Source organism: Streptomyces sp. NPDC057428, assembly GCF_042803195.1.
Lineage (GTDB): Bacteria > Actinomycetota > Actinomycetes > Streptomycetales > Streptomycetaceae > Streptomyces.
In genome coordinates, this window is record NZ_JBHVCT010000003.1 from 114,919 (window position 1) to 140,616 (window position 25,698).

15 protein-coding genes and 1 tRNA gene are annotated in these 25,698 nt (G+C 72.1%); 8 read left to right on the top strand and 8 right to left on the bottom strand.

Annotation, left to right across the window (positions count from 1 at the left end):
• The first annotated feature begins 18 nt into the window (after positions 1–18).
• The 5 genes from ACFU5K_RS02225 (at position 19) to ACFU5K_RS02245 (ending at position 9,044) form a co-directional block, all read left to right on the top strand.
• Positions 19–1,302 (top strand): FHA domain-containing protein, encoded by a 1,284-nt coding sequence (locus ACFU5K_RS02225; protein WP_384055566.1) that lies wholly within the window; start codon positions 19–21, stop codon positions 1,300–1,302.
• A 98-nt stretch (positions 1,303–1,400) separates the two neighbouring features.
• Positions 1,401–1,805: a globin gene (locus tag ACFU5K_RS02230; RefSeq protein ID WP_384055569.1), complete on the top strand. Its 405-nt coding sequence runs from the start codon at positions 1,401–1,403 to the stop codon at positions 1,803–1,805.
• 207 nt (positions 1,806–2,012) lie between these two features.
• Complete coding sequence (locus tag ACFU5K_RS02235) at positions 2,013–5,318, top strand: FtsX-like permease family protein (RefSeq protein WP_384055572.1); 3,306 nt, start codon at positions 2,013–2,015, stop codon at positions 5,316–5,318.
• 1 nt (position 5,319) lies between these two features.
• A complete protein-coding gene (locus ACFU5K_RS02240) occupies positions 5,320–8,091 on the top strand; it encodes an ABC transporter permease (RefSeq protein ID WP_384055575.1) in 2,772 nt (923 codons plus the stop codon).
• Entirely contained in the window at positions 8,088–9,044 is a 957-nt protein-coding gene (locus tag ACFU5K_RS02245) for an ABC transporter ATP-binding protein (protein WP_384055578.1), read from the top strand. Before ACFU5K_RS02240 ends, ACFU5K_RS02245 begins: the two co-directional genes overlap by 4 nt.
• Before the next feature lie 21 nt (positions 9,045–9,065).
• Here ACFU5K_RS02245 and ACFU5K_RS02250 read toward each other — a convergent pair whose 3' ends face one another.
• From ACFU5K_RS02250 to ACFU5K_RS02280, 7 genes are all read right to left on the bottom strand, one after another.
• On the bottom strand, positions 9,066–9,761 hold the full coding sequence (locus tag ACFU5K_RS02250; RefSeq protein ID WP_384055581.1) for a hypothetical protein: 696 nt from the start codon (positions 9,759–9,761) through the stop codon (positions 9,066–9,068).
• Positions 9,758–10,180, bottom strand: a complete 423-nt coding sequence (locus ACFU5K_RS02255) for a thioesterase family protein (protein ID WP_073746812.1) — start codon at positions 10,178–10,180, stop codon at positions 9,758–9,760. The genes ACFU5K_RS02250 and ACFU5K_RS02255 overlap by 4 nt, the downstream gene beginning before the upstream one ends.
• 5 nt (positions 10,181–10,185) lie before the next feature.
• The gene (gene ettA / locus ACFU5K_RS02260; RefSeq protein WP_384055584.1) at positions 10,186–11,850 is read right to left on the bottom strand and encodes an energy-dependent translational throttle protein EttA; all 1,665 of its coding nucleotides are present in this window, start codon (positions 11,848–11,850) and stop codon (positions 10,186–10,188) included.
• A gap of 194 nt (positions 11,851–12,044) precedes the next feature.
• Positions 12,045–13,487: a Cys-Gln thioester bond-forming surface protein gene (locus ACFU5K_RS02265; RefSeq protein ID WP_384055660.1), complete on the bottom strand. Its 1,443-nt coding sequence runs from the start codon at positions 13,485–13,487 to the stop codon at positions 12,045–12,047.
• A 232-nt stretch (positions 13,488–13,719) separates the two neighbouring features.
• On the bottom strand, positions 13,720–14,145 hold the full coding sequence (locus ACFU5K_RS02270) for a single-stranded DNA-binding protein (RefSeq protein ID WP_384055587.1): 426 nt from the start codon (positions 14,143–14,145) through the stop codon (positions 13,720–13,722).
• Positions 14,146–14,345: 200 nt separating this feature from the next.
• Positions 14,346–16,373, bottom strand: a complete 2,028-nt coding sequence (locus ACFU5K_RS02275) for a GTPase (RefSeq protein ID WP_384055590.1) — start codon at positions 16,371–16,373, stop codon at positions 14,346–14,348.
• On the bottom strand, positions 16,370–18,013 hold the full coding sequence (locus ACFU5K_RS02280; RefSeq protein WP_384055593.1) for a dynamin family protein: 1,644 nt from the start codon (positions 18,011–18,013) through the stop codon (positions 16,370–16,372). The genes ACFU5K_RS02275 and ACFU5K_RS02280 overlap by 4 nt, the downstream gene beginning before the upstream one ends.
• 317 nt (positions 18,014–18,330) lie before the next feature.
• Here ACFU5K_RS02280 and ACFU5K_RS02285 point away from each other — a divergent pair.
• A tRNA-Arg gene (locus ACFU5K_RS02285) sits at positions 18,331–18,403 on the top strand.
• Positions 18,404–18,579: 176 nt separating this feature from the next.
• On the opposite strand, the gene ACFU5K_RS02290 is transcribed toward ACFU5K_RS02285, so the two are convergent.
• Positions 18,580–22,656, bottom strand: a complete 4,077-nt coding sequence (locus ACFU5K_RS02290) for a carboxypeptidase regulatory-like domain-containing protein (protein WP_384055596.1) — start codon at positions 22,654–22,656, stop codon at positions 18,580–18,582.
• A gap of 876 nt (positions 22,657–23,532) precedes the next feature.
• Here ACFU5K_RS02290 and ACFU5K_RS02295 point away from each other — a divergent pair.
• On the top strand, positions 23,533–24,804 hold the full coding sequence (locus tag ACFU5K_RS02295; RefSeq protein ID WP_384055599.1) for a phosphoribosyltransferase family protein: 1,272 nt from the start codon (positions 23,533–23,535) through the stop codon (positions 24,802–24,804).
• A 167-nt stretch (positions 24,805–24,971) separates the two neighbouring features.
• The gene (locus tag ACFU5K_RS02300; RefSeq protein WP_384055602.1) at positions 24,972–25,580 is read left to right on the top strand and encodes a GNAT family N-acetyltransferase; all 609 of its coding nucleotides are present in this window, start codon (positions 24,972–24,974) and stop codon (positions 25,578–25,580) included.
• Positions 25,581–25,698: the final 118 nt, after the last annotated feature.

The following is a 25,698-nucleotide window of genomic DNA, read 5'->3' on the forward strand; positions in this document are numbered from 1 at the left end:
AGAGGGGGAAGCGCCGACATGCCGACCTGCCCGAACGGACACCAGTCGGGTTCCGAGGACTGGTGCGAGGTCTGCGGACACCGCATGGCCGGGACGGGCGCGCCCTCGGGCGCGGTCCCGCCGCCTCCCCCGCCGCCCGCGCCCGGCTACGGCTATCCGCAGGGGTCCGGAACCGGAGAGCCGACCGTCCAGGCCGAGCTCTGCCCGCAGTGCCGCACCCCTCGTGAGGCGATGGCTCCGTTCTGCGAGGAGTGCCGCTGGAACTTCCTCACGAACAAGGCGACGTCCTACACCCCGCTCGCTCCCCAGGGCGGTGCCGGCGGACCTGTGCCCGGGCTGAACCTGCCGCCCGGCTTCCAGGCCCAGCAGGGTCCGCCGCCCCAGCAGCAGCGTGACCCCTTCGAGTACCAGGGCTCGCGGCCCTCACAGGTGAACCGGCCCGCCGAGCCGCTCTCCCCCGAGCAGTCCGGCCGGCCCGGGCCGCCGCCGTCGTTCCAGCAGGGGCCGCCGCCTCCGCCGTCCTTCCAGCAGCAGTCACCGTCACCGTTCGAACGGCAGGGACAGCAGTCCCCGTCGCCGTTCGACGGGCAGCAGAGTGGCCGGGGTGCCGGCTCGCAGACTCCCTCCGGCCCTGCGTCCCCCTTCGAGCCGCACCGCCAGGGACCGCCGTCCCCGCCGTCCTTCCAGCAGCAGTCGGCGCCACCCGCTCCCGCGCAGCCGCAGGCTCCGCAGCCCGGTGGGGACGACGACTGGATGCTGCCGCCGCCCTCGCGGCAGCAGGCGCCGCAGGGCTTCCAGCAGAGCCCGCAGGGCCCTCAGTCACCTCGGCCGCCGCAGGTTCCGCAGCAGCAGTTCCCCGGTCAGGGCCCCGCACAGGGGAGCCCTGAGCAGCGACCGGGCACCTGGACGGCGGTCATCGCCCCGGACCGTGACTACTTCCTGGCGATGATGCAGCGCAGCGGCCCCGAGGCGACCGGGCTCAACCTGCCCGCGTACTCCCCCGAACAGCATCTTCCGCTCACCGGCAGCCAGATCACCATCGGCCGCCGTCGGCACAGCACCGGGGAGTCACCCGACATCGACCTGGCCGTACCGCCGGAGGACCCGGGCGTCTCGCACCAGCACGCCGTGCTGGTGCAGCAGCCGGACGGCACCTGGGCCGTCGTCGACCAGAACTCCACCAACGGCACCACGCTGAACGGCGCCGAGGACCCGATCCAGCCCTATGTCCCCGTCCCCCTCCAGGACGGCGACCAGGTGCACGTCGGGGCGTGGACGACCATCACGGTCCGCCGCGACTGATCCGGCGGCCCGGGCGCGTGACGCCCGCCGGCGAAGGACCGGGGTCCTAGGACCCCGGTCACCGGCCGACGGGCGCGCGCGTCTGCGACGATGGACGGGTGACAGAGATTCCGCGCGACACGCTTCAGGAGCAGACCTTCTACGAGCAGGTCGGCGGCGAGGACACCTTCCGGCGCCTGGTGCACCGCTTCTACCAGGGCGTCGCGGTCGACCCGCTGCTGCGCCCGATGTACCCGGAGGCCGATCTCGGTCCCGCCGAGGAGCGCTTCACGCTGTTCCTCATGCAGTACTGGGGCGGCCCGCGCACCTACAGCGACGAGCGGGGCCATCCCCGGCTGCGCATGCGGCACGCCCCCTTCCGCGTGGACAGGGCGGCGCACGACGCCTGGCTCTCCCACATGCGCGTGGCGCTCGACGAACTCGGCCTCGCGCCCGAGCATGAGCGTCAGTTGTGGGACTACCTCACCTATGCCGCCGCCTCGATGATCAATACGGCGGACTGACCGGCAGGCCGGCGGCCCGCACAGCGGACCGGTCTACAGCATTCCGGCGAGTCATGTGCGGAATCCGGTGCTCAGTAGCCGCATAACGGTCACGATCCCATCAAGTTGCGACCACAAGCGGTTTCCAGGAACCGTGCACTCTGAAAGCATCCGAGGGACGCCGGGGGGCGTGAGAGGCGTACGGCTGCTGAAGGTGCGGGGGAACAGGTGACGGGGTTCGTCTTTCTGCGGGTGCGCGCGCACCGGCTCCTGCTCGCCGCAGCCTTCTTGGCGGTCCTGCTCACCACCTGTGTACTGGCCTCACTCACCGCGTTCTCCGGTTCCATAGGCGACGCCGCCCTGCGGCACACGCTCTCGCACCGCTCCGCGGAGCGGGCCTCCCTCTTCGTCTCCGCCGATGTGGACCCTGAGCGGCGCGACGAAGCCGACGCGTTGGTGCGCCGGGCGGCCGACGACACGTTCGACGGACTGCCGGTGACCGTGCGGAAGCTGGAGAGTTCTGGCACGTACGCGCTGCCCCGGGGTCTTCGGACGGCTGCCGAGCAGCGGGGTGAGCCCGACCTGACGCATCTCGCCTCACTGGACCGCAGCCGTGTGCGCCTCACAGCGGGACGCATGCCCGATGCCGGGGCCGGTGCGGCGGACGCCCCTGTGCAGGTGGCGCTGCCGCGTGCCGCCGGCGAGGCCCTGAAGCTGAAGCCGGGCTCCACGCTCACTCTCACCGACCGGGTGGGTGAGACGCCGCTGAGGGTCGAGATCACCGGGCTCTACGAGGCGTCCGACCTGGCCGACCCGTACTGGCGGCTGGACACGCTGGGCGGGCGGGGTGTCCGCGAGGTCGTCTTCACCACCTACGGCCCGCTGCTGGCGGACCCGGCCGTGGTCGGCTCCGGCCGCGTCAGTGCCGGTCCGGTGTCGTGGCTGGCCGCCGCCGATTTCGCCGCGGTGACCACCGGCCGGACAGCGGCCCTGCGCAGGGCCGCGGCCGACGGGCCCAAGTCCCTCGCCGCCTCCAGGGTGTTCGGGGACGGGCCGGTGGTGCGGACCTCGCTGCCGACCGTCATCGACCAGATCGAGCGGGCACTGCTGGTGTCCCGCTCCACGATCATGATCGTGGCCGTCCAGCTCGTCCTGCTCGCCGGCTACGCGCTGCTGCTCGTGGCCAGGCTGCTGAGCGTTGAGCGCGCCGGCGAGACGGAACTCCTGCGGGCCAGGGGCGGTTCGCGGGGCCGTATCGCTTTCCTCGCCGCCATCGAGGCACTCCTTCTGGCGGTGCCCGCCGCCGCCGTCGCACCGCTGCTCGCCGGACCGCTGACCCGTCTGCTGGCGCAGCGCAGCGAGCTCGGCCGGATCGGGCTGCGGCTCGGCGGCGGGGTGGACACCACGGTCTGGCTGGTGGCCGGGGCCGTGGCGCTGATGTGCGCGCTCGCGGTGGTCGCACCCGCGCTGGCGGCCGGCGGGGGCGGCCGCCGGAGCGGCCGCGGCTCCGCGCTGCCCACTCCCGTGCGGGCCGGCGCCGACATCGGGCTGCTGCTGATCGCCGGGGTTGCGTACTGGCAGCTGGACCGGCAGACCGGGGCCTCCGGCAGTGGTGCGCTCAGCGGCGACCGTGGCGGCGAGCTCGGTATCGACCCGCTGCTCGTCGCCGCTCCCGCCCTGGCCCTGCTCGCCGGCACCGTGCTGACGCTGCGGCTGCTGCCGCCCGCCGCCAGGATCGCGGAGCGTCGTGCCGCGAGTGGCCGGGGGCTGTCCGCCGCCCTGGCCGGCTGGCAGTTCAGCCGTCGTCCGCTCCGTGGCGCGGGACCGGTGCTGCTGCTGGTCCTCTCGGTCGCGATGGGCATGCTGGCCGTCGGACAGAGCGCGTCGTGGGGCCGGTCGCAGGACGACCAGGCGGACTTCAGGTCGGGTGCGTCGGTGCGCATGGTGGGCGGGCTCTCCGGCGATCCGGCGCACGCGGCTCCCTATTCGGAGGTGCCGGGGGTGCGGCGGGCGGCACCGGCCTTCCGTACGACGGCCGATCTGTCCGGTGGCCGGACGGCCGAGATACTCGCCCTGGACACCGCGCACGCGGACGAGGGGTTGCTGATGCGCGAGGACCTCTCGGGGACCTCGCCGCAGAAGCTGTTCGACGCGGTGGCACCGCCGAGGGCCGCGCGGACCGGGGTCGTCCTGCCCCCGGGCAGCACGCGGGCGCTGTTCGACCTGCGGATCGGCGACACCTCGGCGTCCGGCGGGAAGTCCCCGTCCGCTTCGGCGCCACTGGTGAGCGTGCTCCTGGAGGACCGTTACGGGATCGGCTACCGCGTGGGTGCGGGGACCGTCCCCGTCGACGGGCGTAGGCACGCGGTGTCCTTCCCCGTGTCCGCGTCGGGCGGGCTGGCGGTGACGGGCTTCGAGGTGGACAGCCAGGTGCCCGAAGAGCCTGAAGAGCGCCTGGTCTCCGTGACAGAACTGCGCACGCTCACCGCCGAGGGCGGCGAGCGGCCGGTGCCGGCCTCGGACGGGGTGCGCTGGCGCGCTGCCGCGACCGAGTCCGTGGCCGGTGAGACCAGCCCCGGCGAGAAGGCCGAGGCGGTCAACGGCTCGGGCTCCGCCCCGGCCTTCCGTTACAGCACCGAGACCGAGACGGGCGAGCCCGTCGGCACGCTGCGCATCACCGCGGAGCGTCCGGCGGCCCCCGCGTTGAAGGCGGTGGCCACGGAGGCGTACCTGAAGTACGCGGGGGCCGAGCTGGGCCAGGACGTCGACCTCACGCTGGCGGGCAACACGGTCCGCGTGACCCTGGTGAAGTCGGTGCGGCAGCTGCCGACCACCGGCCCCGGCGCGGCCGCCGGTATCGCCGAGGGCGCCGTGACCGACCCGTCGGCCAAGCCGGGTGGGGCTCTGCTGCTGGACCTCAGGGCCGTGTCCGAGGTGCTCGCCCATCGGTCGGGGGCCACGCTCGCCCCCACCGAGTGGTGGCTGAGCACCGCACCCGGCGGCGGACCTGCCGTGGCGGCGGAGCTGCGCGCGCTGCCGGGCACCGACCCGGCGCAGGTGCGCGTGCGGGACGAGGTGGCGCGGGACCTCGCGGACGATCCCCTGGGGGCGGGCCCGCAGTCCGCGCTGCTGGCGGCCGCAGTCGTGGCCGCCGCCCTGGCGGCGGTCGGATTCGCCGTGGGTCTCGTGGGTTCGCAGCGCGAGCGGTCCGCCGAGTTCGCCGTACTGCGGGCGCTGGGCGCACCCCGGCGCCGTCTGGCCCGGATGATGGCCGCCGAGCAGGGGGTCCTCATCGCCCTGGCCCTGCTGATCGGGCTCGCCCTCGGAGCCGTGCTGACCAGGGCCGTCGTACCTCTCGTCGTACTCACCGGGCAGGCGGCCAGGCCGGTGCCCGATGTGCTGGTGCTGCTGCCCGCCGGTCAGGTCGCCGTCCTGCTGGCCTCGGTCGCCGCACTGCCGCTGCTCTTCGTCGCGGCGATCACACGGCGCCGCACCGATCCTGCGGTGTCGCTGCGCCACCAGGGGGACAACTGACATGAACGCCGCCAAGAGTCCGGCCGCCTGCGCGCCCTGGGTGCGTACGCGGCTGCGTAACGCCCCGGGTATATCCGCCGCTCTGGCGGTCCTGGTCCTGCTGACGGCCTTCCTCGCCGCCGCGTTCCCGCGCGCTGTGGACGCGTACGAGACGAAGGCGCTGCGCCACGACATCACGACCGCCCGTCCCGGGCAGAGCGTGCTGGAGGTGACGACACCACCCCCGGCGCTCGGCCAGGCGCCGTCGGTGCGGGAGCGCGCGATGCGCGAGGACGCGCTGTCCGAGGCAGACAAGGCGCTGACGAAGACGCTGCCCGCACCCCTGCGGGCCGACGTGCCGCGCTCCTCGTACGGGGTGCACACGACGACCCCCGTCGTGGCGGACGAACCCTGGCTGCCGCGCCCGAACGCGATGCCGCCCCAGCTCAACTACGCGGCCCCCTCGGCGCTCGCCGAGCACAGCACCCTGCGGTCAGGGCGCTGGCCGGCGGTACGCGGCCAGGTGACCCAGGACACCCTCGAGGTCGAGGCCGCCGTCACGGAGGAGACCGCGGCGGAGCTGAGGATGAAGCCGGGCTCCACGATCTCGGTGCCCACCACGAGCGGGGAGCCGCTCACCGTACGGATCACCGGGATCGTCACGCCGCTGCGGCCGGAGAGCGGCTACTGGGCGGTCGAACCGCTGTTCCGCTCCCCCTCCCTGGTCAGTGACCCCGGATCCCCGACGCCGGTCTTCTACTGGAGGGCCGCGCTGCTGCTGCCGTCCGACGCCGCGCCCGCGCTGCTGGCGACCATGAGCGATCCCGAGCTCTACTGGCGCCTCGCCCCGGGCGCCTCGGACCTCACCGCTGCCGACGCGTCCCGACTGGCGACCTCGGTCGCCGTGGTGGAGAACGGCCCCGGGCTCCTGAAGCTGCGCGACATCGCGGGGCCGAACACCACGCTCACCACCGACCTGGACGCCATCGTCGACGCCCACCTGGCGATGCGGGCCGCGATCGACTCCGTCGTCACGGTCGCCGCGATGGGGATCGGCGCGGTGGCCGCCGTAGTCCTCCTGATGACCGGTGGGCTGATCGGTGCCCGCCGCCACCACGAACTCGCCCTGCTGCGCTCGCGCGGCGGCTCGCTGCGGGGCATCGGCGGGCGGCTGCTCGCCGAGACCGCGGTGGCCGTGCTGCCGGCGGCGGCGCTGGGGCTGCTCCTGGCCGTGCTGCTCGTCCCGGAGGCACGGTTCCTGCCCGCAGCGGCGGGAGCCGGCGCCGTGGCCGCGCTGGTCTGTGCGGTGCTGCCGCTCCGTACGACGCTGCACCACCGCATGCCGCTGCTGCACGGGGCGCGGGACGACATGGTGAACGCCCGGCCCTCGCGCCGGCGTACGGTCGCCGAACTCACCCTGCTCGTGCTGGCGGTGGGCGCGGTCGCCGCGCTGCGCCGGCGGGGCACCTCGACGGCGGCGGGGACCGACCTCCTCATCAGTGCCGCCCCGGTCCTGGTGGGCCTGATCGCGGCGCTCGTGCTGGTACGCCTGTACCCCCTGCCGCTGCGGCTCGCGTCGCGCCCCGTGGCCCGGCTGCGCGGGGCGGTCGGCTTCCTCTCGCTGGCCCGCGCGGGCCGTGCCTCGTCGAGCGGCACCCTGCCCCTGCTGGCACTGCTCGTCGCGCTGACCACGGCGGCGTTCGGCGGCTCGGTCCTCGCCGGCGTCGCCGACGCACGCGACGAAGCCGCACTGCGGGCCGTCGGCGCGGACGCCCGGATCAGCGCTGAGGGCGCGCTGAGCCCGGTCCCGGACGACGTCGCACGCCGGGTGCGGGCGATGGGCGGCGCCGAGGACGTCGCGGCCGTGCGCATCGAGTACGGGACTCCGCTGGCGGCCTCCGGGGACGTCATGTCGGACACGAAGCGGGCGACCCTGATCGGGGTCGAGCCCGGGTCCTACGCACGGCTGGCCCGAGGCACCGGGCTGCCCGCCTTCCCCACGGACGCACTGGCGGGCGGTGGCGACAAGGACGAGGCGCTGCCCGCGGTGGCCTCGCCCGCACTCGCCAAGCGGCTCGGGGACCGGCCGCACACCGTCCGGTCGCAGGCCGGGGACATCACCGTGCGGGTGGCCGCCGTCCTCCCGCGGACGTCCGCGGTGAGCGACTCCGAGTTCCTGATCGTCGACTCGGCGGCGCTCGCCGTGCACGGTCCCACCACGCTGCTGGTGACCGGGTCCTCTCTCGATCAGGCAGAGCTACGGGCGGCGGCGCGCGAGGCGGGCCCGGGGTACGTGGTGCGGATACGGGCGGTCGAGCGCAGGGCGTTCGTGGACACCCCGTTGCAGGCGGGCGCCGAACAGATCTACCGGGCGGCTGTCGCGGCGGGCGCCGGATACGCGCTGCTCGCCGTGCTTCTCTCCCTGCTGCAGACCGCGCCGGAGCGGACCACGCTCCTCGCCCGGCTGCGCACCATGGGGCTCACCACCCGACAGGGCCGACGGCTCCTCGCGTTCGAGGCGATGCCGCAGGCGCTGCTGGCCGCGTTCGGCGGGCTCCTCGTCGGCTGGGCGACCGTAGCCCTGCTGGCACCGGGCATCGACCTGGCAGCGCTGGCCCTGGCCGGCGGGGACCCCGGGACGACGGCCACCGTCTTGATGCGGGCGGACCTCCGCTCACTGGCACTCCCGGCGCTGGGCGTGGTCGTCCTCGCCGGCGTCGTGGCGGGCGTGCAGGCGTGGTGGGCTAGCCGCCGCGGATCGATCAAGGAACTCAGGGCAGGAGACACCCGGTGACATCGTCGACAGAGACCACCCTGGCGGAACTGGAACAGCGGGCGACAGCACGCCGCGACCGGCCGTCCTACGGACACGACGCCCTGATCGCCTGCGACCGGCTGGTGCGCGTCTTCTCCGCGGACGGCGTGGAGGTGCAGGCACTCCAGGGACTCGATCTGCTGGTCACCAAGGGCGAGTTGATGGCGCTGGTCGGGGCCTCGGGGAGCGGCAAGTCGACCCTGATGAACATCCTGGCCGGACTGGACGTCCCCACCGCCGGCTCGGCGAAGGTGGCGGGCTGCGACCTGCTCGCGATGGGACCGAAGGAACGGCTGCGCTACCGGCGCGACGTCGTCGGCTTCGTCTGGCAGCAGACCTCCCGCAACCTGCTGTCGTATCTGACGGCCGCCCAGAACATCACGCTCCCGATGCAGCTGCGCGGCGGCGGCGGGAACCGCGAACGGGCCGCGCGCGCCGAGTCGTTGCTGGAGATGCTGGAGATCGCGGACTGCCGGGACCGCCGCCCCGCCCAGATGTCCGGCGGACAGCAGCAGCGGGTGGCGATCGCGGTGGCGCTGGCCAACAACCCCTCGGTGCTGCTCGCCGACGAACCGACGGGCGAGCTGGACTCGGCGACGGGCGAGCAGGTGTTCGCGGCGTTTCGCCGGGCCAACGAGGAACTCGGTACGACGATCGTGATCGTCACCCACGACCAGGCGGTGGCGAGCGAGGTACGCCGCACGGTCGCGATCCGGGACGGCCGCACATCGTCCGAGGTCCTCAGGCGCACCGAGGTGGACGCCGCGACGGGGCAGGAGTCCCAGGTGGCACGGGAGTACGCGATGCTCGACCGGGCGGGCCGGCTGCAGCTCCCGGCGGACTACACCGAGGCGCTGGGGATGGAGCACCGGGTGATGCTCGAACTGGAGCAGGACCACATCGGGGTGTGGCCGGACGCGCCGAAGGAGTAGGCCCGGGGGCGGGAGGGGGGCTCAGACCGTCCCGACGGTCACGGCGAGGGTGCCGAGGCCGCCGCCCGTGCCCCGCAGGGCGATCGAACCGTACGGTGTGCGCAGCCGCATCCAGGAACCGGTGGTGAGCAGCGCGACGGGGAAGCCGGCCGCCGGGCGCAGGAAACCGAGCGACTGGGCCGCGTGCACGGCACGCAGCGGGAGCTCGGTCTCCCCGACCGTCCGGGACCAGATGTCGCGGCCGATCAGGTCACGCTCCGTCCTGGTGCGCCGGTCCTCCGGAAGCGCCGCGTCGCGTGACCGGAACTCCGCCACCGCGTCGGCGAGCACGGTGCACAGGTCGACCGGCCCGGGAAGCCCGGTGCGCTCCCGCCAGCCGCCGCGCGGCGGCAGCACCCCGGTCCACGGAGGCCCGGTCACGGATACCGGCAGCGCGCCGACCCCGGCCGCCTCGTCCGTCCCGTCCGTGTCCAGGGCCTCGAGGAGCTCCCCGGCCGACACGGTGACGTCGAAGTCGTGCGTCGCGGACAGCCGGACCGTGCGGATCGCGAGGACCTCGAACGACGGCGGCCGGCCGAAGACCGCGAGGGCGCCGCCGCCCGCCTGGAGGCGGACGGCGGCGGCCCGGTCGTAGTGCAGCAGCCTGCCGAGGAAGGCGGCGAGGTCCGCCGCCTCCCTCGCGTCGGCGAACCGCAGCGACCGTACAGGCACAGTCATACGACGGCGGGCTCCTGGTCGAGGTACTCCTGCAGGAAGAGTTTCTCCTCGGCCGTGATCCGCCGGGGCCGCTCCTCCGCCAGGTTGTAGGGCACGACGACCGTCGACGCCCGTACGTAGACCTGCTCGGGGTCCTTCACCTCGTAGGCGATGGTGAGCGACGCTGCCGTTATCTTCGTGACCCAGGACTCGATGGTCACCGGCGCGTGCCGGTGGACCAGCGGGCGCACGTAGTCGATCTCGTGCCGGGCCACGACGGAGCCGCCCGAGAAGGACGGCGAACCGTCCCCCGGCGCCAGCCGGAACATGAAGTCGATGCGCGCCTCCTCCAGGTAGCGGAGGAAGACCACGTTGTTCACGTGGCCGAAGGCATCCATGTCCGACCAGCGCAGCGGGCAGCTGTAGATGTGACGGGCCAAGTCGATCAGCCTCGCGTGAGCTTCTTGTACGTGGCACGGTGCGGACGGGCCGCGTCCGCGCCCAGGCGCTCGACCTTGTTCTTCTCGTACGACTCGAAGTTGCCCTCGAACCAGTACCACTTGGAGTCGCCCTCGTACGCCAGGATGTGCGTGGCGACGCGGTCCAGGAACCAGCGGTCGTGGGAGATGACCACAGCGGCTCCGGGGAACTCCAGGAGCGCGTCCTCGAGCGAGGACAGGGTCTCCACGTCGAGGTCGTTGGTGGGCTCGTCGAGGAGCAGCAGGTTGCCGCCCTCCTTGAGCGTCAGCGCCAGGTTCAGGCGGTTGCGCTCACCACCGGAGAGGACACCGGCCGGCTTCTGCTGGTCCGGGCCCTTGAAGCCGAACGCGGAGACGTACGCCCGCGAGGGCATCTCGACGTTGCCGACGTTGATGTAGTCCAGCTCGTCCGACACGACGGCCCAGAGGGTCTTCTTCGGGTCGATGTTGGCGCGGGACTGGTCGACGTAGGAGATCTTGACCGTGTCGCCGACCTTGATGGCGCCGGAGTCCGGCGTCTCCAGGCCCTGGATCATCTTGAACAGCGTGGTCTTGCCCGCGCCGTTCGGACCGATGATGCCGACGATGCCGTTGCGCGGCAGCGTGAACGACAGGTCGTCGATGAGGACCTTGTCACCGAAGGCCTTCGAGAGGTTCTCGACCTCGACGACGATGGAACCGAGCCGCGGACCCGGCGGGATCTGGATCTCCTCGAAGTCCAGCTTCCGCATCTTGTCCGCCTCGGCCGCCATCTCCTCGTAACGGGCGAGACGTGCCTTGGACTTGGTCTGGCGGCCCTTGGCGTTCGAGCGGACCCACTCGAGCTCTTCCTTGAGCCGCTTCTGACGCTTCTCGTCCTTGCGGCCCTCCACCTTGAGGCGGGTGGCCTTCTTCTCCAGGTACGTGGAGTAGTTGCCCTCGTATGCCAGCGCGCGGCCGCGGTCGAGCTCGAGGATCCACTCGGCGACGTTGTTCAGGAAGTACCGGTCGTGCGTCACGGCGACGACGGCGCCCGCGTACTTCGAGAGGTGCTGCTCCAGCCAGTTCACCGACTCGGCGTCGAGGTGGTTGGTGGGCTCGTCGAGGAGGAGCAGGTCCGGCGCCTCGATGAGGAGCTTGCAGAGCGCCACACGGCGCTTCTCACCACCGGAGAGGTTGTTGACGGGCCAGTCGCCGGGCGGGCAGCCCAGGGCGTCCATGGCCTGCTCCAGCTGGGCGTCCAGATCCCACGCGTTGGCGTGGTCCAGGTCCTCCTGGAGCTTGCCCATCTCGTCCATGAGCGCGTCGGAGTAGTCGGTCGCCATGAGCTCAGCGACCTCGTTGAAGCGCTTGAGCTTGCCCATGATCTCGGCGGCGCCGTCCTGGACGTTCTCCAGGACGGTCTTGGACTCGTCGAGCTTCGGCTCCTGCATGAGGATGCCGACGCTGAAACCGGGCGAGAGGTAGGCCTCGCCGTTGGACGGCTGCTCCAGGCCCGCCATGATCTTCAGCACCGTGGACTTACCGGCGCCGTTGGGCCCTACGACACCGATCTTCGCGCCGGGCAGGAAGTTCAGGGTGACGTCGTCGAGAATCACCTTGTCGCCGTGCGCCTTGCGCGTCTTGCGCATGGTGTAGATGAACTCAGCCAAGAGAAACCGTCCGGCAGCAATAGAGGTGTGGGCAGATACAACCATCTTGCCTGACGTCCGCACCCGGACGGAAACCCGTCCGGTCCCCGGTACCCGTCCGGCGCCCGCGGCCGGAGCGCCGGGAAGCCGGAGAGCCCGGTACGGATGTCCGTACCGGGCTCTCCACCGGCGCTTTCGCGCCGTACCGCTACACGTCACTCACCGCTGCTCTGCGTCTTCTTCCTGCGGAGGAAGAAGACGGCGCCGCCGCCGAGGACGACGAGGGCGATCGCGACACCCGCGATGACGGGGGTGGCGCTGGATCCGCCGGTCTCGGCGAGGCCGCCCTCGGCGCCGGTGGAGCTGGTGCCGGTCTGGGCGGGCACCGGCTCGGAGCCACTCTGCGTCTCGGTGTCGTCACCCGGTGCGGGGGTGCCGGCCGTCTTGCAGTCCAGGACGCCCTTGAAGTTCTTGCTGAAGCCGTTGGGGCCGGTGACCGTGAAGTCGTACGCCTGGTCCTCGGCGACCGGGACCGTCACCGTGCGGGTCTCACCGGCGGGGATGGTGTGCTCGGCACCGGCCAGGGTGAAGGTGAACGGCTCGTCGCCACTGTTGGCCGCGGTGATGTCCACGCCGCCCTTGGCGCAGTTCTTCTCAGCGGTCACGGCCGGGACGGCGCCCTTCTCGGCCCAGGTGGCGGTCGCCGTCGCGGAGACGGTGGACTCGCTGGAGCCGGCGAGGATCATCGTCTGGCTCTTGATCAGCCCTGCGAAGACCCGGCCCACGGGCACGGAGGTCGAGGCCTGGACGGAGAACGAGGCGGAGCCGTCGGTGGCGTCCTCGGGGACGGAGAAGTACAGGTCGGTACCGTCTGCAGCCTCAGTGACGGGCTTGCCTGCCTTGTCGGTGACCTGGACCCCGCTGGCGGCGGCGTCGGCGGGCGGTGCCACCGAGACCTGCCCGGCGTCGGTGTGGACGGTGATCGGACCCAGCTTCTCACCGGCCTTGCCGGAGACCGCGGCCGGAGACAGCCCCACGGATGCCTTGGGCTCCGCGACGTTCTGTGCGTTCTCCTCCAGCCAGTCGGCGAGCTTCTCGGCGTTCGCGTCCTTGGCCGTCACGTCGGCCTTGTCCGAGAAGCGCCAGATGGCGACCTGGGTGCCGGCGGCGGCGGTCTTCTCGTCGAGCGGGCCGGTACCGGCCTTCTCGGCGAGCGCCGCGAAGTCGTTGACCTGCGGGTAGGAGTGCTGCAGGATCCAGCGCACCTTGCCGGCGTCCTCGTTGGCGCCGAGCGAGGACTGGTCCCAGGGGGTCTCCGAGTACTTCGCGCCGTCCTTGGTGGGCGTGTGGAAGTCGATGCAGTACGTCTGGATGGTGCCGCCGCCGTCGACCTTCATCTCGAACAGGCCGGCGGGCAACTCCTGGGGCTTCTTGCCCTCACCGGTGTCGAGCTCGGCGAAGCCGTAGGTCTTCAGACCGTCCAGCACGGCGACCGCACCGCCCGGATGCTGGCCCGTCTCGTCCGCCGGCGCGGCCGTGGCGGCCGTCGCCGCGGCGATCATTCCCGCAGCGACCAGCCCGGTGGCCAGCATCGCAGCAGCCGTCCTGACGAGACCGCGACCCTGGCCCTTGCTCCGACCCCCTGGGGAGCCCTCCATCTCCGCCGTCGACGACGGGGTGGAAGCTGAAGACACAGAAAACACAGAATTCCCCTCCGGGCGAGACCTTCACGCATGAGCCGCGTGTGGGAGGTGCCTCGCCAGCAAACTCAAGTGCCGCATGAGTACTGGGGAATCGTAAGGATCGAACGAAGAGCAGTCCCCCATCATGCGGTCAGATAAGCATTCCGACTCGTAATCGTTACAGCTTCCAACGGCGCGCCCCCGTTGTTCAGGACATCGATGCCAGTTCTGTGGCCTGTTTCTGACGATGCGTAGGCGCCACGAGAGTGGGATCGGCTCTGACCACTCGCCGGAACGCGGCCGTTCCCCTGGTCAGGTCGTGCCCCACCGCCACCGCCTCGATGTCCACGGAGGTCTTCCACACCCCGTCGCGTTCCTCCTCCCGCACCTTCAGACGCCCGTGCACGACGAGCGGTTCGCCCACGGAGACCGAACCGGACAGATTCGCCGCGAGCGCCCGCCGGGCCCACACCGTGTAGAAGCTGGTGCGGCCGTCCGCCCAGCTCTGCCGCTCGCGATCCCATCGCCGGGGCGTCACCGCCAGACGGAACCGTGCCGTCGCCCCTGCCTCCGTCTCCCGGAAGTCCACGGCGGTCGCACTGTTTCCCACCAGCGTCACCAAGGTCTCGTTCATTTCCGTCCCCCGTTTCCATGGCGCCTTCCGCCGCGTCTTCCACCGCGCAACGGGCCGCGCCCCTCAGCACTTTCCGTCCGGATGTCCGGCGCACCGTCCGGCCCGCACCTGTGCGGTGCGAAGACGTCCGGTCCGGTGCGTCTGTCCGGTCCGTGCGCACCATCCTGGGCGGAAACGGGAAATCCCGCAGAGGCTGTGGATTACCGGCCGGTTGTGGAGAACTCCGTCACCGTCACGTACCGTTCCCGCACCTCGCGATAGCGCGCCAGCTCCGCTGCCACCGGGTCGAGGACCCTGGCCCGGCCGCAGCCCGCGGCGGCCTCGCGCAGTCGCCGCTCCGCCTCCTGCCCGTAGCGCCGCGCGGGGCCCCGCGCGGCTGCCGCGCACGACCACTCGACGAGCGGCCCGCCCATCACTCCGGCCAGCATGAACAGGGCCGGGGCGATCAGCCCGGGTTCGAGGAAGCCCACGATCTGACCCAGCAGCCACAGCCCGCCGAAGATCTGGAGCAGGGTCATGGATGCCTGGGCCAGCACCGCCGCGGGCCACCACGCGGGGCGCGGCGGCCTCGCAGCCCGAGCCCCGGGCGCGCCCGTGAGGGGCACCGCGGCCCCGGCCGCCGGAGCAGGGCCGCGCCCGGCCGGGTCCGCCGTCTTGCGTGCCAGGCTCGGACCGCCGACGCCCGTGGAGGCCGAAGCGGTGTCCGCGCTCCTGCCCCGGCTCCGGCTCCGGCCGGCCGCTCCCGCTTGCGCGTTCCGCGACAGTTCGTCCAGCGCCTCGGGCAGGCCCCTGGCGCCGTTCACCGCCGCCTCGCGCACGGCCTGTGCCCAGGGCGTCGGCAGACCGTCCACCGCGTCGTCCGCCAGCGTCCGCACGGCCTGCTCCACGCGCTGCCGGGCGGTGAGCTCCTCCTCGGGCGGTGCGAGGGCCTGTGCCATCAGGTCCAGGCCCCCGAGCTGCCGGGTGGACTCGTACCAGCGCCACAGGCGCAGCCACGGCGTTCCGCACGCCCGTCCCGCGTTCCTGCGCCACTCGCGCTCCGCCGCCTGTCCCGCCGCCGCCGCGCCCACGGCTTCGGCCAGCCGGTCGGTGAACTGCTCGCGGGCCCGTTCGCCGAGTCCGGGGCGTCCCTCCGCGACGTACACCTGACGGAGCCGGGCCGCGGCCGCGTCCACGTCCGCGGAGAGCCTGCGGGCCGCCGCCGTGCGCTCCTGGACGAACCTGCCGAGGAGTTCGCGCAGGTCGCTCACCCCGGCTCCGGTGAGGGCGGACAGGGACATGACGGTGGCACCCGGCTCGCCGTGCTCCCCCACCGCCATCCCGTCCTCGTCCAGCAGCCTGCGCAGGTCGTCGAGGACGAGGTCCGCGGCGTCACCCGGAAGCCGGTCGATCTGGTTGAGGACGACGAAGGAGATCTCGGCGTGCCCGGCGAGCGGCCGCAGGTAGCGCTCGTGCAGGGCCGCGTCGGCGTACTTCTCCGGGTCGACGACCCAGATCACCGCGTCGACCAGGGCCAGCACCCGGTCGACCTGGGCCCGGTGGCCGGTCGCCGCCGAGTCGTGGTCGGGCAGATCCACCAGGACGAGTCCTTGAAGCGCCTCGTCGGCGGGCGTAGTGCCCTGGACGGGCCTGCGCCGCAGCCGGCCGGGGATGGCCAGCCGGTCGAGCAGCCCGGCGGCGCCGTCGGTCCAGCTGCACGCGATCGGCGCGGACGTGGTCGGCCTGCGCAGCCCTGTGTCGGAGATCTGGACCCCGGCGAGTGCGTTGAAGAGCGTGGACTTGCCGCTGCCGGTGGCTCCGGCCACGGCGACGACGGTGTGCCGGGCGGAGAGCCGCTGACGGGCCGAGGCCTCGTCGAGCACACGCCCCGCCTCGGCGAGCGTGTCCACGTCCAGCCGGGCACGGGAGAGCCCGACCAGTTCGCGCAGGGCGTCGAGCCGGGGCCGCAGGGGGCTGCCCGGCAGCCCGTACGCCTCTACCTGGGGCCCCGCCTCGTCCTGAGTCGCACGCCCTCCCCCGGCCCATTCCTTCGACGCCTCCGCGGCCCGGCGCGCGATGAGCCCGTCGTCCCAGCGTCGTTCGTCGCTCCCGTCTGACTCCTCGGGGGTCCCGGGTGTCCCTGGCGTCCCGGGCTTCTGGAGGATGCCGGGCGCCTCGGGGTTCTGGGGCGTCTCGGCGTTCCCGCTCCCCGGTCCCTGTCCGTGGTCCTGGTCGGTGACGGCAGTCATCGCTGCTTCCTCTCCTTCTGCAGTACGGACAGCGCGGCGATGAGTTCGGCCTGTGGCTCCGGAGCCACTTCGAGCGCGTCGAGCGGCGCGAGGCGCCGGTCGCGTTCGCCGTGCAGGACCTGCTCCAGGCAGGTGGTGAGCAGCGCCCCTCCCTTGTCGCGAAGGCGCAGCGCACCCTGGGCACCGATGCGTTCGGCGAGCTGCTCGCCGGCGCCCCTGGCCCGGCGCCCCCCGAGCAGGGCCGCCGCCAGCAGCGCCGCCACCGTCTCGGCGTCCGGCGCCGCGTTGCGTTCGAGCAGCCGGGCCTCCTCCTCGGCCAGCTCCTCCAGGACCCTCCGCCAGCGCCGCACCGCCATGCCGACCCTGCCCTGGATGTCCTCGGCCGGACCCCAGCCGCCGGCCTCCCGGCCCGCGTCCTCGAACCGGAAGATCGCGGCGGCGGGTTCGCGCTGCCAGGTCGTGCGGATCTGTTCGTCCGCCGCGGCCACCGCGCACTGCAGCAGGGCCGTGAGGCTCTCCACGAGTGCGTCCAGCAGCTCGCCCGCCGTGCTGTAGAGCGGGTAGCCGCGCCACCGGGTGCGGGCACCGCCCGCGAGCACGGCGCCGTCCGTCAGCCGCCGCCTGACGCGCGACAGCTCCTTCCCGTACGCCTCCTCGACGACGCCGGTCAGCCGGACGGCCGCCGCGTACTGCGCGGCAACCGCCGCGGCCAGCTCGGGCATCCGTACGTTCAGCGAGTCGATGACCCCGGACGCCGTACGCCCCACTGCCTGCTGACGGGCCGCCGGGTCCTGCGCCCGGTGGGTGAGCCAGGCCCTCAGCGGCGCCACGGCGGTGGTGGGCAACAGCCCGCTGCCGCCGCCCGCCGACTCGGGCAGCTCCGGGATCGTGAACCGGGGCACGTCGCCCAGGCCGGCCCGGGTGAGCAGGGCGGCGTACTGACGGGACACCTCGCCGATCACCTGGTGCGGCACCCGGTCCAGGACCGTGACCAGCGACGCGTCGTACTCCTTCGCCGTACGCAGGAGGTGCCAGGGCACGGCGTCGGCGTACCGGGACGCGGTGGTCACCATGATCCACACATCGGCGGCGCAGATGAGTTCGGCGGCGAGGACCCTGTTCCGCACGACGAGCGAGTCGATGTCGGGGGCGTCCAGGAGGGCGAGCCCGCGCGGCAGCGTCGCCGCCGTCTCCACGCGCAGCACGGACTCGTCGTGCTCACCCTCGGCACCGAGGTGGTCGAGGCCGTCGGGGTCCTGTGCCTGCCCCGGAGGCAGCCACACCCGGGTCAGCTGCGGCAGTACGCGCACCCCGGCGAACCAGTGGTGATCGTCCGGGTGGCAGACGAGCACGGGAGTCCTCGTGGTCGGGCGCAGCACCCCGGCCTCACTGACCCGGCATCCCACCAGCGAGTTGACGAGAGTGGACTTGCCCGCGCCGGTGGACCCGCCGATCACCGCAAGCAGCGGCGCCTCGGGATCCTTGAGGCGTGGTACGAGGTAGTCGTCGAGCTGGGCGAGCAGTTCGGTCCGCGTCTGCCGGGAGCGCGGGGCTCCGGGCAGCGGGAGTGGAAGACGCACGGCAGCGACACGGTCGCGCAGGGCGGAAAGTGCGTCGATGAGCTGGGGCCGTACATCCATGGTTACCACATGTGAAGAATGCCCAATTTTGACGGCTTTTTGAAGCGTATAGACCCCCCTGCGCGGCGAATCCATTCCGGGGGACAGAGCGGACGAGTGGGGCACAGGCATAACGAGTGCACAACACCCGGGGCGTGAGGCGCGAAAAGCGATGCACGAATCGCACCTACCTGCGATTATCGGTTCGCTTCACTGAACCTCCACATGGTGCCACGCAGGTGAAGCAACCGGGACGAGGCGATCTGAGCCCTATCCTTGTCCCGGCACCGTCGCGGATGGCTTGAACCCACGCCCTCCGGGACACAGGCCCACACCCGGCCCCCGTAGCTCAGTGGATAGAGCAGGCGCCTTCTAAGCGCTTGGCCGCAGGTTCGAGTCCTGCCGGGGGCACACAGTCCGCACCACCTTCAGGCCCTCCTCCCGGAGGGCCTTTTCGCTGGTCGAAGGCGCACCGGAGGGTGCCTCGCAGCGCACGAAGGCGCGGACCCGGCCGGGCCGCGACGGTGCGCGGGAAGGGCGGGCCACCCCCGGAGGAATGACCCGCCCCTGTCTCATGTGCGCTCGCGCTACTGCTTCCTGAGGGTGAAGTTACTGATCACCGTGCCGCCCTTGACGAGCTTGACCGTCACCGCGGTCGGCGCATAGCCGTCCTTGGCAGCGATGACGGAGAGCGGGTTGTTGCGGGTGTCCAGCCACAGCGCGTAGGTGCCGTCGGCGGCCGTCCGCAGCGTGTACGCGGACGTCCAGCTGTCGATCTCGACGGTCGCCCCCGCGATCGGGGCCGTGGTCCCGTTCGATGCCTTGCCGAGCACCGTGCCCGTGATCTTGCCCCACGTCCTCGGCGGGTTCACCGTCAGCGACACGGGGAGCTTCCGGCCGCCGTACGGCGTGTCGGTGCTGAACGCCAGCGACGCGCGGTACGTACCCGGCTGGGTGATCTCGGGTACCGAGGCGTCGAGCGAGACGGTGAACGTCGCGCTGGCACCCGGCTGGACGGTCAGTTCCTTGGTGCTCTCGCTCAGCCACGAGACGTCACCGGTCCCGTCCTGGTCGTACCCCGCGAGGTACTCGGCCTGGGTGGAGGGCGTGTTCGGCGCGTCACCGCCACCCAGCTTGTAGAAGCCGAGGGCGCCGGCGCCGCGGTAGGTGGCGACGTTGGCGTTCGGCAGGGCAGTCCACGCGCCGGAGCTCGCGTCGAAGGCGAAGCTCTGGTTGATCAGCGCGTTGTCGCTGACACCGCCGGTGGAGACGAGCTGCCCGTTGGCCGCGGCGTACGACGCACCCCACGCCGCGATCGGCATGTCCGCGACCTGGCTCCAGCTGTCGGAGTCCGGGTCGTAGGAGTAGGCGTGCTTGAGCACGCTCTGGCCCGAGGTGCCACCGGCGCAGTACAGCTTGCCGCCGATGCCGCCGCAGGACTCCCACGCCACGGTCTCGGGGTAGTCCGCGATCTGCGACCAGCTGTCGTTGCCCGGGTCGTACACACTGCCGTTCTTGCTGCCACAGACGTCGGTGCAGCCTCCGATCACGTACAGCTTGCCGTCGAGGACCGCCGTGCCGGCGCCCGCGAACGCGTGCGTGGTGGCAGCTCCGGTCGTCCAGCTGTCTGCCTCGGGGTCGTACACCTCCAGCTTCGTGTCAGGGGTTCCCGTCTGGAGCCAGCCGCCCACGACGTAGAGCTTGCCGTCGATGAATCCGGCCGAGGGGCCCTCTCGTCCGTCGGTCGCGGACGCCTTCTTCGACCACGCTCCGGTTTCCGTGTTCAAGCCGTACAGATCGCTCGAGACACCGGAGCCGCTGTACCCGAATCCGGTGTAGACGATGCCGTCGTGCACGGCGCCGATGTTGCTCATGGTCGCCTGCGGCAGGTTGGGAGCCGTCTGCCAGGTGCCGTCCGCCGGGGCGGCGGCGGGGCTCGCCGCGGGACCGGCCTTCTTGGAGGCGGCCCCCGTCCGTGCCTTGCTCGGTCCGGTCGGGTACGTGCCCTTGATCTTCTGGAGCGGCGCACCCTGCTTCTGGTCCTGAGGCTGGTACTTGCCCGCCTGCTCGGACATCTTCAGTGTGGCGGCCGCGCCACCGGTGTTCTTGACGGTGACCTTCCGGGTGGCCTGCGCGCCCCATGCGACGGTCTTGGTCACGGTCTCCGGGGTCACGCTCAACCGGCCGGCCGCGAGGACGAAGCCGGTGGACACCGCACCGTCGGCTGCCGTCTTCACGGTCTTCGACTGCTTCTTATAGCGGCTCTTCGACGCGGTCATGCCGTGGTTGCCCAGGTCGGGCGTGAAGACCGAGTAGAAGCCCTCCGACACGTCCGGGTCGTCCGGCGTGGCGACGGTCGTGGTGGTCACCGCCGGCGTGTCGTCGCTGGCCACGGTGGCGCCCACCACACCCTGTCCGGTGTTGGCGTCCGTCACGTCACCGACGAGCAGACCTCCGGGGGTCGCCTTCAGCGTGCGCTCTCCGATGAAAACGTTGTCGATCTTCCACCACCAGCCGAAGAATCCGACGAAGTGGAATCGCAGGGTGACGTTCTCGACACCCGCGTACTCGTCCAGCGGGACGGTGATCTTCGAGGCGCCGTTGGTCGAGGAGCCGGCGGACCACACGGTCTTCCAGGTCTCCCCGCCGTCGTCGGACGCGTCGACGGTGGCCTCCTGGTCGCCATACGCCAGGTAGTCGGTGGCGAAGGACGCCACCGGGTGGCTGTCGGCAGAGAAGCTGTAGCGGGGGCTGATCAGCTGGGTGTCCGTGGTCGAGCCGGGACCCGCGTTGTCGCTGTCGGCGATGGCGAAGGCGCCGTCGCCGCCGGTCGTGTTGCCACGCGCGCCCGGGTCGTCGAACTGCCAGCCGGAATCGGTCGAGTTGACGACCTTCCAGCCCTCCGGCGGCATGGTGGAGTCGAACTGCTCCGTCTTGCCCGTGTCCTTGACCTCGTAGCCGGGTGCCGTGTCACCGAACGCGTTCGCCTTCACCGCGATGTTCGTGGTGACCGGCGCCTCGTCGACCGTGATCTTCTCGCTCACGGCGGCGTAGCCCCGGGTGGCCGAGGCGATGTTCAGGGTGTAGCCGTGGTTCTCGGGCAGCGACAGGTTGTAGGAACCTGTGACCGGGTCCGTCCAGACCGGGGCACCGGGGACGCCCTCGACGGTGATCCGCGCGTACAGCGGCCAGCCGTGGCCGCTGCCGTCCGTCACCTTGCCCGAGACCGTCTGGCTCGGGATCCCGGTGAGGGCGAAGTCCTTCGTCAGCGCCGCGCCGTCGGTGACCTCCACCGACGAGGCCGCCGCCGACTTGTAGCCGTACGCGTCGACAGCGATGTCGTACGTACCCGCCGGAACGGTCAGCTTGTAGGAACCGTCCGAGCCCGACTTCGCGATGTTGTCGCCGACCGTGACCGTCGCGCCGGAGAGCGCCTTGCCGGTGGCTGCGTCCGTGACCGTGCCGGACACGGCACCGTGCGGACCGCTGCGGAACGCGTCCACGCCGTTCGGCGTGCCGAGCCCGGTCGGGCCGTCGTAGCCGGTGGCGCCTTCACACAGGTAGCTCGGGGTGCAGGACCCGTTGCTGCCGCTCGTCACGTCGTTGAGCCCCGCACCGTTACCCGCGTACGGGTACGCGTTGGGGTACGTGCCGGCGACGGGCGTGCCCGCGACCGCGTACGTCGCGGCGATCAGGGGCGACGCGGCGCTGGTACCGCCGTAGACCGCCCAGCCTCCACCGCCGTACGTCTGGTAGACCGATACACCGGTCGCCGGGTCGGAGACCGCGGAGACGTCGGACAGGGCGCGGTTGGCGCACCCCGTGTCCTTCTGGAACGCCGGCTTCGGCTCGTAGAGTGAGCAGCCCGAACCGGCGCCGTCCCAGGCGCTCTCGGTCCAGCCGCGCTCCGTGTCCGCGTCCCGGTGCAGCGCTGTGCCACCGGCCGCCGTGACGTACTGCGACGCGGCCGGGTAACTGACCCCGTAGCCGAAGTCGCCTGTCGAGGCCACGACCGCCACGCCCGGGTGGTTGTAGTACGCGTCGTACTCGGTCGTCTCGGCCGGGTCCTCGCCGCCGCCACCGCGGTAGTCGGTGCCGTAGGAGTTGGACACGAACTTGGCACCGAGCGCGACGGCCTGGTTGACTGCCGCGCCCAGGCTCTCGAAGCTCGCGTCGTCCGCCTCCACGAGCAGGATGTGGGCGTTCGGGGCCGCGGCCGACACCATGTCGAGGTCGAGGGAGATCTCTCCCGCCCAACCCGGGTCGGGCGCCGGGTAGTTCGTACCGCCGCGCTGATCCACCTTGGTGAAGCAGCCGTTCGCCGTGGTGCACTCCGGCAGGCCGAACTGCTCGCGGTACACCGCGAGGTCGCTCTCCGCGGTCGGACTGTCGTACGCGTCGACGACGGCGATGGTCTGCCCCGCACCGCCGTTGGCCGGCAGGTTGTACGCGCTGCGCAGGTCCGTCGCACCGAATCCGGCGGGAGCGTCCGAGGCCGGCCGCAGGCCCTTGGTCTCCTTGACGTCCGTACGCCGCAGCGAATAGCAGGTGGCGTCACCGGGCTTCGCTATGCCACAGCTCGCTTCGTACGCCACGCGTGCGTCGGCCGCGGACGCAGCGCCCGAGGCGCCTGCGGCCGGGACCTGCAGGCCCAGGACGGTCATGGCGGCCGCACTCAGAACCGCGAGCCCCCCGCCGATTCTTCGTCGCGCCTGCCGGCGCCCCCTCGGTACCTCTGATCTGCCGGACCCGTGTGATCTGTTCGATCTTGCTGCTTTACGCAAGGCGAAACTCCATGCTGCGAGCAGGGGTCAGCCCGTGACGATCCCGGGTGACGGCGAATGAACGCATTCGCCGGGAGACATTTAGTGAGGTGCACGTGACCGCGGTCAATACACGATGCGTTACCTCTTGATGACGCGAGGTCACCAAACGCACGAAGATTGTGGAAAAGCTGTGAGAACGGCGTGAGCGGGCCGGAGGAGCTCTATCAGGCACTAAGTCGTCACTTGTCCGCCACGTAATTCAGGCCTATACCGGAGAGCTGCGGGACAGACGACGACCACCTGGCTGCGCGCGTAGATGTCCGTGTTGCGGATCCTGCCTCCACCACCCGGGTCGTCACCTCGCACACCGCACTCCGGCCACATCCGTGCTGCCACCTGCGTCAGTCCGCCCGGGCCCGGGCGGGCATCTCCGCCACCGGCCCAGTGGGCACGGATGTGCGCGAGGAGCCATGCCGGACTTGCGCGTCACGGCGGAATGGCTGGCTGTCTTTCCTCTGCCCGGAAAGCAGGATTCCGGGCCGGCCGCGAATCTTCCGCCGCGCCCGCCGGGCCGGCACGGAAACGGCCCTGCCGGTAGCCCTGAGTTTCCCTCTCGGAGCATCCAGGACGCGAAGAGCCACCGACTCCGTCGGCGGCTCTTCGAACCGCCCGTCCCCGACTTGCCGAACCAGCTCAAATGGGTTTGTTTCGAAGGACAGGGCAAACGCGTGCGCGTGCAGTGCCGCTGTCCCCTTCTGTTGGAGGTGAACCACTGTGCTGTTCACCGACCGCACGGACGCCGGGCGACGACTGGCACTGGCCCTGCGGCACCTGAAGCGGCGTGACCCCGTCATCCTGGGGCTGCCCCGCGGCGGGGTGCCCGTGGCGTACGAGGTGGCACAGGCCCTCGGCGCGCCGCTCGACGTGATCGTGGTCCGCAAGCTCGGTGTGCCGCGCCACCCGGAGCTGGGTTTCGGCGCCATCGGCGAGGGCGGGGTGCGGGTGATCAGCGACGAGATCGTCCGGCGTGCCGGCGTCCGGGACGCGGACGTCCGGTCCGTCGAGCTCGCCGAGGAGGCGGAGCTCGTCCGCCGGGCGGAGGCGTACCGGGCGGGCAGGACGCGTCTGCCGCTGGAGGGCCGCGCGGTGGTGGTGGTGGACGACGGGGTCGCCACCGGCGCAACGGCCAGGGCGGCCTGCCAGGTGGTCCGGGCCCAGGGGGCCGCGTATGTCGCACTGGCCGTCCCCGTGGCGGCTGGGGACGTGGCCTCGCGCCTCGGTGATGACGTGGACGAGATCGTGTGCCTGTCCACGCCGGACCTCTTCTCCGCGGTGGGCGAGTGGTACCGGGACTTCTCCCAGACCTCCGACGAGGAGGTCGTGGCCCTGCTGGCCCGTGCGCCCGCGGACGGCGCCACGGCCGAGAGCGTCGAGGTGGACGCGGGCGGGGTTCCGCTCGCGGGCGATCTGGTGCTCCCGGCGAGTGCCGGCGCCGTCGTGGTGTTCGCCCACGGTTCCGGAAGCAGCCGCCTGAGCCCGCGCAACCGGGCGGTGGCCACGGTCCTGAACCGCGCCGGCCTGGGCACGCTGCTCTTCGACCTGCTCACCCCGGGCGAGGAGGTGTACCGGGCCAACGTGTTCGACATCGGGCTGCTCTCCACGCGGCTGTCGGACACGACTCGCTGGCTCAGGAACCGGGTGAGCGTGCCGATCGGTTCGTTCGGCGCGAGCACCGGGGCGGCGGCGGCGCTGCGGGCCGCCGCCGCCCCCGACTCGGGTATCGGAGCGGTGGTCTCACGCGGCGGCCGTCCCGACCTGGCCGGGGTGGACCTCTCCGGGGTACGGGCGCCGACCCTGCTGATCGTCGGCGGCGATGACACCACGGTGATCGACCTCAACCGGCAGGCCCTGGCGGCGCTGTACTGCGAGAAGCGACTGGAGATCGTCCCGGGCGCCACCCACCTTTTCGAGGAGCCGGGCGCCCTGGAGCGCGTCGCCGACCTCGCGCGGGACTGGTTCACCACCCATCTCCTCCAGCCGGGCTGAACCACTGCCGTGTACGGCCGGGGCGAGCCACTCCCGCGCCAGGCCGGGCCGAGGCGGCCGCACGGCCGGCCACCGGATCGCGCCGGCCACGGCGCCGGTGCGGCGTCCTATTCTTTCCGCAGCGGTTCCGGCGCCCAGGACCGGTCCGGAGCGGAAGGAACGGCGGCATGCGGGTCCGGCAGATGACCGGCGAGGCCCTTCCGGCGTACGCCGACGGGATCCGTCGGGTCTACGCCGACGCGTTCTCGGCTCCGCCGTGGAACGAGGACCCCTCGGCCGCCGCGCTCTACGTCAAGCGCATGAACACCGACGCCCTGCGCCCCGGTTTCACCGCGGCGCTGGCGCTGGAGCACGGCGCCGGCTCGCCTCCCTCGGGGCCGCGGGGTACGGGCGCCCGCGCCGAGGTGGCCGGCTTCGCCACCGCGTGGACCACCCCCGCGGAGTTCCCCACCGACCGCAGTTACGGCCATGTCCGCCGGGCGCTGGGACCCGAGCGCGTCTCCCGTTGGCTGTGCGGGGCCCTGGAGGTCGACGAGCTGGCGGTCTCCCCGGCGGCCCGCGGTGCCGGGCTGGGAGCGGCCCTGCTGACGGCCGTCACCGAGTCGGCCCCGGACGGGCGCTGCTGGCTGCTCACCTCCCTGCACGCGGAGGCGACGCTGCGCTTCTACCGGCGCGCGGGATGGTGCCGGGTCCCGGTACCCGTGCCCGGAAGAGCAGGCCTCACCGTCCTGGTCGGGCCCGGGCACCCGGCGGCCGCCGCACTGGCTCACCGGTAAGGCTCCCGGACACCTGATGCGCACGGGCGAGTGGAGCGATGCGCATCCGCGACATGAACTCGATTCAAAGAGCCGGAAGGTAGTGGTCCGCCTCGAAGCCTGTCACTCGCCATCAACC

Bases quoted from the DNA above. Each gene is read 5' to 3' on its own strand.
- ACFU5K_RS02225 (WP_384055566.1), top strand. From the start codon at position 19: ATGCCGACCTGCCCGAACGGACACCAGTCGGGTTCCGAGGACTGGTGC.
- ACFU5K_RS02270 (WP_384055587.1), bottom strand. From the start codon at position 14,145: ATGAACGAGACCTTGGTGACGCTGGTGGGAAACAGTGCGACCGCCGTG.
- ACFU5K_RS02275 (WP_384055590.1), bottom strand. From the start codon at position 16,373: ATGACTGCCGTCACCGACCAGGACCACGGACAGGGACCGGGGAGCGGG.
- ACFU5K_RS02265 (WP_384055660.1), bottom strand. From the start codon at position 13,487: ATGGAGGGCTCCCCAGGGGGTCGGAGCAAGGGCCAGGGTCGCGGTCTC.
- ACFU5K_RS02250 (WP_384055581.1), bottom strand. From the start codon at position 9,761: ATGACTGTGCCTGTACGGTCGCTGCGGTTCGCCGACGCGAGGGAGGCG.
- ACFU5K_RS02240 (WP_384055575.1), top strand. From the start codon at position 5,320: ATGAACGCCGCCAAGAGTCCGGCCGCCTGCGCGCCCTGGGTGCGTACG.
- ACFU5K_RS02280 (WP_384055593.1), bottom strand. From the start codon at position 18,013: ATGGATGTACGGCCCCAGCTCATCGACGCACTTTCCGCCCTGCGCGAC.
- ACFU5K_RS02290 (WP_384055596.1), bottom strand. From the start codon at position 22,656: ATGACCGTCCTGGGCCTGCAGGTCCCGGCCGCAGGCGCCTCGGGCGCT.
- ACFU5K_RS02300 (WP_384055602.1), top strand. From the start codon at position 24,972: ATGCGGGTCCGGCAGATGACCGGCGAGGCCCTTCCGGCGTACGCCGAC.